Source organism: Halorhabdus amylolytica, from assembly GCF_004944975.1.
Classification (GTDB): Archaea; Halobacteriota; Halobacteria; order Halobacteriales; family Haloarculaceae; genus Halorhabdus; species Halorhabdus amylolytica.
The window spans coordinates 305116-318891 of sequence record NZ_SPQG01000001.1 but is presented as its reverse complement, the minus strand read 5'-3'; the positions used below and the strand labels follow the sequence as shown (position 1 = coordinate 318891).

Sequence of the window (13776 nt, the reverse complement as noted above, 5' to 3'; positions counted from 1 at the left end):
CGCGTGTCGAGTCGCCCCTACGATCGCGGTGACTCGCCGCCGTTCGTCTGGACCTGCTGGCGGATCCGGTCGGGGACCGAGGGGTCTCGAAGCGTCGTCGTGTCGCCCAGATCCTCGCTGTTGGAGATGTTTTCGAGCACGCGGCGCATGATCTTCCCGGAGCGGGTCTTGGGCAGATCCGAGACGAACAGTACGCGATCGGGGCGGGCGAACGCGCCGATCTCGTCTTCGACGGACTCGATCACCTGCCGGCGGACGTCCTCGCTCTCCTCGATGCCCTCTCTGAGCACGACGTAGACGTCGGGGACGTGGCCGCGCTCGACGTCCTCGCGGGCGACCACGGCGGTCTCCGCGACCGCCTCGACCTCCGCCACAGCGCTTTCCAGTTCCATCGTCCCGAGGCGGTGGCCCGAGACGTTCATCACGTCATCCAGCCGGCCCAGGACCCGGTAGTAGCCGTCCTGAGCGTGGACGGCACCGTCGCCGGTCTCGTACACCCAGTCGTGCCAGTCGTCGCTGTCAGTCTCGGAGAAGCGCTGCCAGTACTCGGCGATGAACCGTTCGTCGTCGCCGTAGACTGTCTGGAGCATTCCCGGCCACGGCCGTTCGATCACGAGGTTGCCCGCCCGGCCGCTTTCGGGCTCGATCGGCGTGCCGTCGTCCTCGTAGAGTGCGGGTTCGATCCCCGGACAGGGTCGGCCCGCGCTGCCCGGTTTCATGTCCTCGAGTGCGGGCAGGTTCGTGATGAGATGGCCCCCGGTCTCGGTCTGCCACCACGTGTCGACGATAACCGCATCACCGTCGCCGACGTGATCGTAGTACCACTGCCAGGCTTCGGGCTGTATCGGCTCGCCAACCGTCGTGAGGTGCCGGAAGTCGAAGTCGTGGCCGGCGAGGTGTTGCTCGCCCCACTTCATGAATTGCCGGATCGCCGTCGGCGAGGTGTGGAAGATGTCGACGTCGTAGCGTTCGGCGATCTCCCAGAGCCGCGATCGATCGGGGTAGTCCGGGGTACCCTCGTACATGACGCTGGTCGTGCCCAGGGCGAGCGGGCCATAGACGATGTAGGAGTGGCCGGTGATCCACCCGATGTCGGCCGCACACCAGTAGGTGTCCGTCGGCTCGATGTCCAGGACGTACTTCGAGGTGCCCGCGGCGTAGGCCAGGTATCCCCCGGTCCGGTGCTGACAGCCCTTGGGTTTTCCCGTCGTCCCCGAAGTGTACATCAGAAACAGGGGGTCCTCGGCGTCGCGAGCGACGGGTTCGACGTGCGCGCCGCGTTTCTCGGCGAGGACGTCGTCGACGAGGACGTAGGGGTCCTCGCCGGTGAGTTCGACGCCTTCGTGGAGTTCGTCGTGTCGCGACCACAGCAGCGTCGTCTCGACGTCCGTTCCAGACTCTTCGAGTGCCTCGTCGGCCTTCTCCTTGTGATCGAGCCACTCCCCCCGACGGTAGTAGCCGTCGATCGTCACGAGGACGTCGCTGTCAGCGTCTTCGAGGCGGTCGGCCAGGGCGTGTGCCGAGAAACCCGCGAACACGACCGAGTGGACGGCCCCGATACGGGCACATGCGAGCATCGTGATCGGCAATGCCGGGACCATCGGAAGGTGCAGCGTGACCACGTCGTCCTCGGAGACACCGACCTCCCTGAGGGTGGCTGCCATCTCGTTGATCCGTCGATGGAGGTCCTGGTAGGTGATCGTCCGTTGCGTTCCGCCTTCCCCTTCCCAGATCAGGGCGGCCTGGTTCTTGCGTTCCTCGAGGTGTCGGTCCACGCAGTTGACAGAGGCGTTCAGCGTACCACCGGCGAACCACTCGAAAAAGGGCGGATCGCTCCCGTCGAACACCTCGTCCCAGCGGTCCTCCCAGGTGAGCACTTCGCCGTACTCCGTGAACCCCTCCGGGAACGCCTCGAAACGCTCGTAGACAGCGGGGTCGGTGACGTTGGCCTGCCCGACGAACTTCGCTGGCGGGCGATAGTACTCCTGGTCCGGCAACCGGGCTTCCAGTACTGGATCATCATCTTCGTTCATGTTAAACTCACGGCCAACACGTGTACGCTCGCCAATATGAACGTGGCCAAAGAGGCGAGATTCCCTGGTATCGGGGGTCGGAGACGTCAGCGTGGGATTATTCGTCGTCCTGGAGTCGCTCGGTCGTCTCCACCAGCGGGTGGCGGGCGTAGTCGACGATCGTGATGTCCTCGATCGACTCTAAGTCCTCCTCGATGGCCGTCTTCTCCATCTCGAGGTCGATCGATTCGTCGACGACGATAACGTACGCTTCCATCTCCTCGATACCGAGTTCCGAGGCGGCAGTGGTCCGGTGATGGCCGTCTGCAAGCAGGAGGTCGCCGGCGTTGTCGATGACGACCAGCGGTTCGGCGAGTCCACGTTCGATCTCGTACATCCGTCCTTCGAGTTCGTCGCCGTAGACCTTCGTCTGGGTCGGCGTGAGTTTATTGAGGGAAACCACCCGGCGCTCCTGGGTGACATCGACGCCGTGGACCGCTTCGATGGTCTCCATCAGCTGTTCGACCTTGTCGGGCGTCGCGCGTTCGATCTGGCTCCGGAGAACGTCCGTGTTTGTGATGATTCCCACGAGCGCTCCATCATCGTCGACGACTGGCAACCGCTGGATGCCCGACCGGAGGATGACGCGGGCGGCGTCGTCGACGTCCATTTCGGGGTGGGCGACCATCAGGTCGGTGGACATCACGTCCTCGATCGACGCAGTCTCCTCGGCGAGTAAGAGATCACTCGCACTCACGAACCCACGGACCTCTCCGTCGGTACAGACCGGAAAGCCGCTGTGATCGCCGCTCTCTCGGATCCGTCTGGCTACCGCTTTGACCGTGTCCTCGGGAGCGACCGTCGCGACCTCGTGGGTCATGTACTCCTCGACGGTCGGCGAGTCCTCAGCACTGTCCATCGTCGTTGCTGAAGAGGTCTCGGTTGAAAAATCCCACGCCAGCGTGCCGATCCACTTCGACCGGCGTCTCTCACCCGCAGGGCAACTGATCCCTAGTTCGGCTCGGCGCCCCCGATCCGGTGCTCGCTGTCGTTTTCCTGCCCACTGTCGTCTTCTCGTCCATCATCGTCTTCCTGCCCACTGTCGTCTTCTCGTCCATCATCGTCTTCCTGCCCACTGCCGTCTTCCTGTCCACTGTCGTCTTCCTGCCCACTGTCGTCGCCATATCCGTCGGTCTCGTCGGCCTGTTCGTCGGTCGACTGATCGTCCTTCCGGACGTTCGCTCCGTCCGTCGGCCGGTCGTCGTCGGTGGGTCCGCCCGAACCCTCCATCGGCCAGTCGTCGCTCGGTGGATCGACGGCGGCGTCGGCCCCTGTCCCGTAGGCACCCAGCGAGATTTGCGAGGGATGCATCTCGAGGACCTCGAGGAACCGGTCGGTGACGAGTCCGTCGACGATCTCCCGGAGTGACTGCTCGCCCTCCTCGACCCACTCCATGACTCCGAGTTCGATCTGGGCGCCGGCCATGTCCGCGTGCCCGCCCGCGCTTCCGACCTGATCGAACGCCGCCCGCAACGCCTCGCCGAGGTCGAGATCGGTCCCTCGGGCGCGTGCCGAGACGTAGATCGTCCCATCCTTGATCCCGTAGACGAGCGTGGTCGTGACGCCGTCGAGATTGAGCAGGCGGTCAGCGGCCTGGGCGAGCGTATCCCGGTCGCTGATCCGACCGACCCCGCTCAACAGGACCGATCCGTAGCGCTGGCGGCTGATGATCGCTTCCGCAATCGTCTCCAGTGTGGCGGAACTCACGTTCGGGTTCTCGATGCGTTCCAGGGCCCCAACGTCGGCCTCGGGCAACAGGAAGGCGCCGGCCTCGAAGTCAGCGACCGACACCTCGCGACTGAATTCGTCGGTGTCGACCCGGATACCGAACAGCAACCCGGTCGCGACGTCACCTGCGGGCTCGACGCCGAGCCGGCGGTAGTAATCCACAAGGAGCGTGCTTGTCGCGCCGACGTCGCTTCGGAGGTCCGTAAACCGGGCGGCCACCGGCCCCCGTGGCGGATGGTGGTCGATCACCACGTCGACGTCCGTCCCTTCCGGCAAGCCGTCGTTGATCCCCGGCCGGGCGTGATCGACCAGTGCGAACCCGCCGAACGCCGAAATGTCCTCGTCCGGGTCGAGCGCCCGGAGGTCGTACTCGAGCAGGTTGACCATCGCACGGTTCTCCTGATGATTGATCGATCCGTAGTAACACGCCTGAGCGGGACAGCCCATCCGCTCGGCGATACGCTCCAGCGCGACCGCGCTGGCGATCGCGTCCGGGTCGGGATTGTCGTGCGTGACGATCGCGAGTTCTCCCTCGACATCGGCCAGCACTGATCGCAGTTCGTGTATCGAGGTCCCGCCGGTTCCGATGCGATCAGTCAGGTACGATGTCAGTGCCTCACGAGGATCGACGATCCGGTCGGCAACGTCCCGCAAGGCGGCCCGCGCGTCGGCCGTCGTCTCGCTCCCGACATAGGCGAGTAAGAACGCCTCGGGGTGGACCTCGCGGGCGACTCTGGCCGCCGTCAGATTCTGTGACGGGTCCTCGTCCGCCACGAGCACCGATCTGACATCCTCGATCTCCCCGAGCACCTCGGCGTCGGTAGGATCTCCCTCGATTACTTTGAGGCCTGAACCCTCCGATTTCAGGTGCTTGCCACCCTCCTCTAGAACGACGACGGTTCGTCCCCGATGCTCGGCCAGCGCGTCGAGCAACGTCTCGCCAAGGGACCCACAGCCCACCACCAGCAGGGTGTGCATGTCCCGTTTCTCGGGACTACAACACCTAAAAACTCCCCATCCGACACTCGATCGTTTGGACTCTCCCAGGCCACTCGTCCGACACTTGATGGTGTGGACTCTCCCGGGCCACTCGCCCGGCGTTCGGTCGTGTCGACCTTCCTGGACCATTCGTCCGGCGCTCGGTCGTGGTGGCCGTTACTTCAACCGTTCCTGTAGGAACGAGGGATGGACGGCCGCGACCCCTTCGAGGGCTTCGATCTCGTCGTTGATGACATCGCCCAGTGCGTCACCGTCGGCCCCCCGGACCTCGGCCATCAGCGTGTGATCGCCGCTTGAGGTGTACAGCGATTCGATGGCTTCGACCTCCTTGAGGGCGCGGGTCATCTCGACGTAGGCCTCGCTTTCGACGTCGATCCCGACAATTGCGATGCTCTCGCCGGGCAGTTTCTTCGGGTCGACGTCCGCCGAATACCCGACGATGACACCCTCGTCCTCGAGTTGACTGATGTACTTCCGGACCGTCGGCTTCGAGACACCAACCCGGTCTGCGATCTCGGCGTAAGAGGCCTGGGCGTCGTCCTCTAAGACGTCCAGTATACGCTCGGCCGTCGCTTCGGCGCTCATGGATCTACTTTTTCGTTACGTCGAAAAATACCTTCCGAACGTGAAAGCCCTCACCGCTTCCTGTCGCTCGCGATCGCGCTGGGCTCAGGTGTGGTGTTCGAGCAGGTCGTAGCTGCGTTCCCACTCGGCGTCCTCGTCGAAGTACCGCTCGGCGAGTGGCTCCTCGGGCATCTCGCCGGTGGCTTTCTTCTCTTCAGTGTAGGAGGGGCGATCCTCGTCGACGTAGAACCGACCGGTGAGAACCTCGCCCTCGTAGAGTTTGGACTCGACCTCGTACATCATCTGGGCCGCCTCCTCGCGGTCGGTGATGTCGAAGTCGAACTCGTCAGATTCCTGAACGTCAGTGTATGGGACGTAGGACTTGGCGTCCTTGTTCCAGGTGGGACACTGTGTCAGGAAGTCGACGTGAGCGAACCCGTCGTGTTCGATCGCTTCGGCCAGAATCTCCGCCGCCTGGTTGGGGTTGACCGCGGCCGTCCGGGCGATATAGGAGGCGCCAGCTGTGAGTCCGAGACTCAGCGGCCGGATCGGGTCCTTCGCGGAGCCGTGGGGCTGGGTCTTTGACTTGTGACCTTTGGGACTGGTCGGAGACGTCTGTCCCTTCGTCAGTCCGAAGATCTCGTTGTTAAACACGACATACGTCATGTCGTGATTCTCCCGGGCAGTGTGGATGAAGTGGTTGCCACCGATGCCGTAGCCGTCGCCGTCACCGCCGGCGGCGATCACTTCCAGGTCCGGGTTGGCCAGCTTGGCCGCACGGGCGACCGGAACCGACCGACCGTGGATCGTGTGGAACCCGTAACTGTCGAGGTAGCTGTTGAGCTTGCCCGAACAGCCGATGCCGGTGAACACAGCAACCTCTTCGGGGTTGCGGCCGACTTCCGGGAGAGCCTGTTTCAGCGCCTTCAGGACGCTGAAGTCCCCACAGCCGGGACACCAGGTCGCCTGGGGCTCGATCCCAGGGGTGAACTCTTCGCGGTCGATCTCGCGATCCTCGCCGATTGCGCTGAATGCACTCATTGTCAGTCACCTGCCGCTGGGACGAAGGTAGTGGAATCACCCGGTACCGCCGGTTCGTCTTCGACGATGGCCTCGTAGCCTTCGACGATCTCGGCCGGCTCGAAGGGGTTGCCATTGTACTTCAGGAGACTCGAGAGTTTGTCGCCGAAGCGACCGAGTTCCTTCTGTGTGAGGCCCTTGAACTGTCCACTTGCGTTCATCTCGACGACGACGGCCTCCTCGACGCTCTCTACGAACTCCGTGACCTCGGCTTCGGGGTAGGGCATGAGGTCGCTGACGCCGAGGGCCTTCACCGAGTGGCCCTCGTCGTTGAGTCGGTCGACGGCCTCGAAGACCGTCCCCTGCTGGCTGCCCCAGGTGATAATCCCGTACTGGGCGTCCTCGGGTCCGCGATAGGCCTGATTGGACGACTCGTTCTCGTCGAGGTCCTCACGGATGCGATCGAGTTTCTGCATCCGGCGAGACATCTGGGCGACGCGGTTGTCCGGGTCCTCGTCGATATGGCCGTACGGGTTGGTCTCGTTGCCTGACGTGAGGTGGCGCCCTCCCTTCTGACCGGGAATAGTCCGCGGACTGACACCATCCTCTGCGTCAGGGTCGAAACGTTCGAAGATGCCCGACTCGTGGTGGGCTGCCTCTTTGATTTCCTCCTCGGAGAGGACCTTCCCGACGTCTGGATCGGGTTCCCGATCGAAGAATTCGACGGGGACCGACCTGAGTTCCCCTTCGATCTTCTGGTCGTAGACCACGATCGCCGGGAGTTGGTAGTCATAGGCGAGTTCGAAGGCCAGCCGCGTCTGCTCGTAAGCCTCCTTGACGCCAGCGGGGGCGAAGACGACCCGGTTGGAGTCGCCCTGACTCGTATACAGGACGTGCTCTAGGTCACCCTGCTCGGGTTTAGTCGGCATGCCCGTCGACGGTCCGGCCCGCATCGCCTCGACGAGAACGACCGGGGTCTCGGTCATCTCGGCGAGGCCGAGCGGTTCTGACATGAGGGCAAACCCGCCGCCTGAGGAGCCGGACATCGCTTTGACGCCGGCGTGACTCGCGCCCAGCGCCATCGCCGCGGCGGCGATCTCGTCCTCGACCTGTTCGGCGATTCCGCCGAACTCGGACATGTGCTGGGACATGATCGTGAACACTTCCGTCCACGGAGTCATGGGATAGCCGGCGATGAACCGACACCCGGCGTCTAATGCCCCGTAGGCGATCGCGTTCGATCCGTTCATCAATCCCAGTTCCTGCTCGTTCTCGCCCGTCGGCACTGACAGGTCGTGGGTGTGTTCGAACTCCTCGGCGAGCTCGAAGGCGTCGTCGAGGACCTTCAGGTTGTCTTCCTGAATGTCTCCGGACATGTTCTGGGTGATGAGCTCCTCGAAATAGGAGACATCCATCCCCAGCAACGCGGCGGTGACGCCGACCCCGGCCGTGTTCCGCATGACGTCACGACCGTGTTCGCGTGCGATCTCCCGGAGGTTGATCGGGTAGACGTGCCAGTCGTTCTCCTCGGCACGCTCCTCTAGATTCAGGTCTTCGACGTCCTCCTCGTCGATCAGGCCCGTGTCGTAGACGATGATTCCACCCTCACGGAGTTCGTCGAGGTTCTCCGAGAGGGGCTTCAGTTCCTCGTTGCCGTAGTAGGCGTCTTCGGCGGGGTTGCGCGCGAAGCTGTCGCCCAGCGACAACAGAAAGTTGTATCCGTCGCCCCGGGACGTTACTTCTTCGTCTTTTGCTCGTACTTCCACGTACGTGTGGCCACCTCGAATGCGGGAGGGATAGTGTCGATGTGTAAATACGTTTAGCCCCGCCCGCATCAGGGCTTTCGCGAAGTTCTGGCTCGTCGAGTCGATCCCGTCACCGGAACCACCCGCGATTCGCCAGATGAGTTCGTGCTCTGTCATTGGATATCAACGGCCCCGTTGGTGCCGTATATGAAGGTGGGACGGACCGGACAAAAGGGTTTGGCTTGTGTCAATTGTGGAATGATTATGATAGTACACACGTGGGAAGTATCTCTCCGAACCCTACCGATGCTCGTCATGACAGAATTCGGGTTTTATCGGCTTCTTCTGACTTTTATCACCATCCATTGGCACTCTCCGGAGTAGACGATCGATCGCCCCGGTCTGTCAGCTCGCGTCCGTTCCGTTTCAGACGGATCCCTCAACGACGCTTGACGAGATGTGGATATGTCGGCGTCGCCAGCGTTTTGCCGGCACCGATCGAACCGTTCGCATGAACTTCGATCTGAGACGGCTTCTCGCGAGTGCCTCTGTGAGCGCGACCGGGGTAGCCGTCTTCGCGATCGTCGTCGCGGCGTTCCGGGCCGGTTCGCCGTCGATCTACGATCTCGGGCTGGTCGTGCTGGGCGGCCTCGTCGGTCTCGTCCTGGTGGCTGGCGGCGCTGTTCTGTTCGCCTTCGAGGGGCTCCGGACGGAACACGTCCTCAGGGTCGCCGGCTGGAACGCCCTGGGCGTCGTCGTCCTCGGGCTGGTACTGGTGTTGGCCGTCGCCAGTCCGTCGGTGTCGTTGCCCGCGGCGGTTATCGCGAACGTACTCGGGGTGAGTGCCGTGGCGCACGTCCTCATCGGCGTCACCGACGTCCGGCGGATCCGAGTCGGCGAGCTGGCGCGGGAACGACAGAAACTCGCCGTCCTCAACCGGATCGTCCGGCACAACCTCCGCAACGACGCCCAGGTGTTGCTGGGTAACTCCGAGGCGCTCGCCTCGGAACTCGGCGACGATCGCCTCGGCTCCATGGCTCAGACGATCGCGGGGAAGGCGACGTCGCTGGCGTCAATGAACGAGAAGCTGGGTGACTTCCAGGCCGCGATCGACCACGACCCGGACGACGAACGCGCCGTCGATCTCCGGGAGACGGTCGATGCGGTTGTCACGGATGTCTCAGCGACGTATCCCGAGGCGACGATCGAGACTGACCTGGCGGAGGCGGTCGCGGTACGCGCCGATGACAAGCTCGCAGACGCCCTCCGTGAGACTGTCGAGAACGCCGTCGTCCACGGCGACGGCACAGTGTTGGTATCCGCCATTCAGACCGACGGCCACGTCGAGATCAGCGTAAGCGACGACGGCCCCGGTATCCCGGAACACGAACTCGCACCCCTCGCCGAGGGGGCAGAGATCACTCAACTCGAACACGGAACCGGGGTCGGTCTGTGGGTTGTCAGGACCATCGTCGACGCCTACGCGGGAACGGTGGCGTTCGACACCGAGGACGGAACGACGGTAACGATCCGGTTGACTGCGGCGTAAGCGATCGACTGCTGGTGGAGCTATCGATCCGGTCTACCGTCGGATGCTCTGTCTCACGAAACCTTAATTATTAATAATCGCAAAGTATATGCTCCCACGCGACCTACAGTACGAATGGTGAACAAGGGATGGGGCCTCATATATTGATTCCGACGGACGGGACAGACCGGGCCGCCGAACGGATCGAACGTGCGTTCGATCTCGCCCGGCGACAGGACGCGACGGTCCACGCGCTCTACGTCGTGGATACCCGGCGGTACGGGGAGCCGGCCCTGAGTAGCGCCGAAGTACTGATCGACTGTTTCGAGGACGACGGCCGGGACCACCTGCGCTCGCTCGTCGAGGAGGGGGAGCACCGGGGGATCGCCGTCGAGGGCTACTGTCGGCACGGCGACCCGGCCGAAGAGATCGTCACGGCGGCCGAGGAACTGGGCGTCGATCTCGTCGTCCCGTGCCTGGTGGACGTGACCCCGGCACAACTCCGTCGACAGGGCCTCGATCGCGGGCGGATCGGCGACGTCCGGTCCCCCGTCACGGCCTGAGTCGACACGGCTCTCTGACGGTTCGATACATCGTCTTTTTCCGACCCACTCGATACGATACGGTTCCTCGTTGTTGGGGCGCTACAGCGAGACAGTTCCGGATCCTGAATTCAACCGTTCGTAGCTGAGACGTCTATCGCACCCATCAGTTCGACGAGTTCATCCAGTTCCGGGAACGTGTAGACCTTCACGTCGATGTTCGAGTCCAGTGCCTGCACCCGTGAGTCGAACATCAGCGCCATCTCGGAGTCCCGATCGCCGACCAGATCGTCGACCATGCCACTGCCGGGACCGTAGGTGAACGTCGGTGTCGAGATGTCGATCGTCGTTTCGAGGACGTTCGCCCAGCCGTCGATGAACCCCGAGGTCATGATGTTGCCGATCTCCTGGATGGCAGAGCGCTCCATGTCGGTGAACCCCTCCTGGTCCGGATCGGCTCCGTCCATGTCGCCGATCATCCCGCGAGCGAGATCCTTGGCACTGTCGGCGTTCAGCAGGAAAAGGATGTGGCCGTGGGGTGGCTCCTGGAGTTCGATGCTGATACCGATCTGCTTCTCGTCGCCTACGTGGGTCTTGATGTCGGGGACGTCGATGAAGTTGATCTTGGTGATCTCCATTTCGGTCTCCATCCCCGTCATCTGGCTGAGGTGGTCGGCGACCGTATTGCCACCCTCCTTGGCCATCTTGTTGAACAACGCGAGCTTCCGGATATCGATCATCAGACTCATGGCTGGGCTGGACGTTACCCTCCTGTTTCCCGCCCGCCCATATAAGTCATTGACCTGCAGTTTTCAACGGCGAGAATCGGCCCACGACCGGAACGCGGTTGTCCCCGTTCAGCCGACCCGGGTCGCCACCACGACGCCTTCACCGCCGGGCGTCGGGATCGGTGCGAAGTCGCCCGGCACGTTCACTCGATCCGGGTCGCCACCACGACGCCCTCACCGACCGGCAACAGCGACGCCGAAAAGCGCGGATCCCCGTGTACGGCCCGGACGAACTCGGCGATGCCTTCGGACGCCCTGCCCGCGTTCTCGCGCTCGCCCACGAGCAGTTCCCGGACTGCGTCGGCGTCGATCGATCCTCCTGCGATCGCGTTATCGGCGGCGACGATCCCACCAGGTGCGATTTTCTCGCGGACCGCCTTGAAGGCCTCCCGGTAGCGGGTCTTCTCGTTGTCGATCAGTACCACGTCGAAGGGGCCGTCGTACGTCTCGACGATGTCGAGGGCGTCGCCGTGTTCGTACTGGATCGTCGCCCCGAAGTCGCCGCGATCGAGATACTCCCGGGCGAGATCGAGTTCGTCAGCGTCGATCTCGGTAAGGACGATCTCGCCGTCGGTCGGGAGCGCGCGAGCGAACCAGTACGCCGAATAGCCGTACCCCGAACCGAACTCGAAGACACGCTCGGCGTCGACCATGCGGGCGAGCACAGAGAGCCACCCGCCGACCGCGGGGCCGACCGTCGGGAACCCCTCCCGCTCTGCGTACTCGTCCATCTCCCTGATGACGTCGTCCGGCTCCGGGCCGACGACGGTGGCGTACTGTTCGATCCACTCCGGTACTGTGGGCATACGTCCCAGTGTGGTCAGACACGGCAAAACGGCGTCGATCACCCTCACGTTCGCCCGGTAGTGAACGTCCCAGTCCCTCTCATCACCGGCCCGGTGTGTGTCGTCATGACCGGCGACTTATCGACTTCGACTGACCGGGAAGGCCACACGGTCGGGATTGTCGTTGAACCGTTCGAGGATCGTCTCGTACATCGCGTTGCGAGCACGTGTCCCCCGCCGCGGATGGACGAGATACCGGAGACGCAACTCGATCCAGGATTCCTCCTGTCGGACGTTGACCGTCGGCTCCTCGACCACGTCGAGTTCGACCGGCGTCTCGTCGAGGCGGTCGCGATAGTTCGTGATCTCTCGTGCCATCTCCTCGCCGAGGTGCTCGTCGGCGACCTCGATCATCACGCCCGTCGCGAATTCGAGATCGGTCTCGTAAGCCACCTGCATGGATAGCTCGTTCCAGACGTACGGGACACCCTCGCCGTAGAAGTTGACGACGTGACTGGAGAGGACGACGCTGTTGGGGACGGTGACGATCCGCCCCGAGGGCTGGTTCGTGGAAACGAGGTCGCCGTCGATCTCCCAGACTTCCGTGACGAAGAAGCCGATCGAGACCACGTCGCCGCGGGTGTCCTCGATGGCGATCCGGTCGCCGACCTGGTAGGGGCGGTTGACCAGGATGTAAAACCAGCCGATCAGCGAGAACAGCGGCTGCTGGAGGGCGAAAGTGACCGCGAACCCGACGACGCCAAGCGAGACGAGCATGCCGACCCACTGATCGGTCAGCGCGCCCAGCGTCGCGATCGTCGTGATGATCCCGAAGGAAAGCCGGAGAACGTTGCGGCCGTCGTGGCGACGACGTTTATCGACCGCATGGGCGGAGAGGTAGCCCAGGACGAGCCGATAGCTGCCTAGCGCCCCGGAGAGGATCGCGACGACCGTCAGCCCCTCGACCAGGAGGGTCTCACTTCCGGTGGCCAGCCACGGTACGTCGATCCGCCCGATCACGAGAGCACCGAGCACGCTCGCGACAGCGAAAGCGACCAGGACGTACGGGAGCCGCTGCGCCATGCTCTGGCACTCGCGGGGCAGCGAGAAAACGGTTGTCCCGTGAGTCCGGGCCGCTAGTCAGGAGCTAAGGACTGTTTCTCGGGTCGGACGCTACCATCGACCGTTACTCGGGTCGGACGCTGCCGTCTTTCTCACTCGGGTCGGACGCTGCCGTCCTTCCACTTGATGTTACACCCACGCGAGGGCCGGAACTCCCGGGTAATCTCCTCGCCGGCCAGCAGGTCTTCGACGATATCGCGCATCTCGAAGGTCTCGGGCTCTTCGTCGGGGCTCATCGCGTCGTCGATGCGGCCGTGATAGGCCAGGCGGAACTCGCCATCGTCGTTTTCGAGCAGGAAGGGGTCCGGCGTACAGACCGCGCCGTAGGCGCGGGCGACCTCCTGGGACTCGTCTCGTAGATAGGCGTCGTAGGCGATGGTGCCGTCCTCGACGAGTTCGACCATCTTCTCGAAGGAATCGTCGGGGTACTCCTCGCTATCGTTGGAATTGATCCCGACGACGGCCAGATCGTCATAGTCGGCGGCCAGTTCGTTCAGCGGGTCGAACTTCGCCTTCGCGTACGGACAGTGATTGCAGGTGAACACCACCAGGACGGCCTCGTGATCGTCGAGGTCCGCCAGCGCGTGCGTCTCGCCGTCGGTCCCGGGGAGTTCGAAGGCCGGTGCGACTTCGCCGCGTTCGATGGCCTCGCGTTCGGAGTCGAGCGCAGTCATGACGATACGACGTTCTCGCCCTAGACACAAAGTCGTTGATTCAGCGGTAATACAGTCTGGTCCGGCCCTTTCGATCGCTCGTCGATCAGTCGGCGAGCTGTTTCGACAGCGTCCGATCGAACTGTTCGGCGGCAGCGAGGACGTCGCTATCCCCGTCGACGACGTATCGAGATTGTCCCTCCGCGTCGTCGTCGGTCGGTTCGAAGACG

The 13776-nt window shown here is 63.5% G+C and carries 12 protein-coding genes; 2 read left to right on the top strand and 10 right to left on the bottom strand.

Going from position 1 to position 13776, the window contains the following annotated elements; all coding sequences use genetic code 11:
* Nucleotides 1–17: 17 nt before the first annotated feature.
* From acs to E3374_RS01590, 6 genes are all read right to left on the bottom strand, one after another.
* On the bottom strand, nt 18–2033 hold the full coding sequence (acs, locus tag E3374_RS01615; protein ID WP_136687044.1) for an acetate--CoA ligase: 2016 nt from the start codon (nt 2031–2033) through the stop codon (nt 18–20).
* 97 nt (nt 2034–2130) lie between these two features.
* On the bottom strand, nt 2131–2931 hold the full coding sequence (locus tag E3374_RS01610; protein ID WP_136687042.1) for a CBS domain-containing protein: 801 nt from the start codon (nt 2929–2931) through the stop codon (nt 2131–2133).
* Between the two features lie 92 nt (nt 2932–3023).
* Nucleotides 3024–4778, bottom strand: a complete 1755-nt coding sequence (locus tag E3374_RS01605; RefSeq protein WP_136687040.1) for a DHH family phosphoesterase — start codon at nt 4776–4778, stop codon at nt 3024–3026.
* Between the two features lie 177 nt (nt 4779–4955).
* Nucleotides 4956–5384: an HTH-type transcriptional regulator LrpA1 gene (gene lrpA1, locus E3374_RS01600; RefSeq protein WP_136687038.1), complete on the bottom strand. Its 429-nt coding sequence runs from the start codon at nt 5382–5384 to the stop codon at nt 4956–4958.
* Between the two features lie 84 nt (nt 5385–5468).
* Entirely contained in the window at nt 5469–6404 is a 936-nt protein-coding gene (locus E3374_RS01595; RefSeq protein WP_136687036.1) for a thiamine pyrophosphate-dependent enzyme, read from the bottom strand.
* A 2-nt stretch (nt 6405–6406) separates the two neighbouring features.
* Nucleotides 6407–8305, bottom strand: coding sequence for a 2-oxoacid:acceptor oxidoreductase subunit alpha (locus E3374_RS01590; RefSeq protein ID WP_136687034.1), 1899 nt, complete (start codon nt 8303–8305; stop codon nt 6407–6409).
* Between the two features lie 334 nt (nt 8306–8639).
* On the opposite strand from E3374_RS01590, the gene E3374_RS01585 reads away from it, so the two are divergent.
* Both E3374_RS01585 and E3374_RS01580 read left to right on the top strand, forming a co-directional pair.
* Nucleotides 8640–9677 (top strand): sensor histidine kinase, encoded by a 1038-nt coding sequence (locus tag E3374_RS01585; protein ID WP_136687032.1) that lies wholly within the window; start codon nt 8640–8642, stop codon nt 9675–9677.
* Between the two features lie 128 nt (nt 9678–9805).
* A complete protein-coding gene (locus tag E3374_RS01580; protein WP_136687030.1) occupies nt 9806–10219 on the top strand; it encodes a universal stress protein in 414 nt (137 codons plus the stop codon).
* A gap of 110 nt (nt 10220–10329) precedes the next feature.
* Here E3374_RS01580 and E3374_RS01575 read toward each other — a convergent pair whose 3' ends face one another.
* The 4 genes from E3374_RS01575 to E3374_RS01560 form a co-directional block, all read right to left on the bottom strand.
* Nucleotides 10330–10947 (bottom strand): chemotaxis protein CheC, encoded by a 618-nt coding sequence (locus E3374_RS01575; RefSeq protein WP_169051747.1) that lies wholly within the window; start codon nt 10945–10947, stop codon nt 10330–10332.
* Between the two features lie 182 nt (nt 10948–11129).
* Entirely contained in the window at nt 11130–11792 is a 663-nt protein-coding gene (locus E3374_RS01570; RefSeq protein ID WP_136687028.1) for an O-methyltransferase, read from the bottom strand.
* A 117-nt stretch (nt 11793–11909) separates the two neighbouring features.
* On the bottom strand, nt 11910–12854 hold the full coding sequence (locus tag E3374_RS01565) for a mechanosensitive ion channel family protein (protein WP_136687026.1): 945 nt from the start codon (nt 12852–12854) through the stop codon (nt 11910–11912).
* A 131-nt stretch (nt 12855–12985) separates the two neighbouring features.
* Nucleotides 12986–13567, bottom strand: coding sequence for a thioredoxin family protein (locus E3374_RS01560; protein ID WP_136687024.1), 582 nt, complete (start codon nt 13565–13567; stop codon nt 12986–12988).
* Nucleotides 13568–13776: the final 209 nt, after the last annotated feature.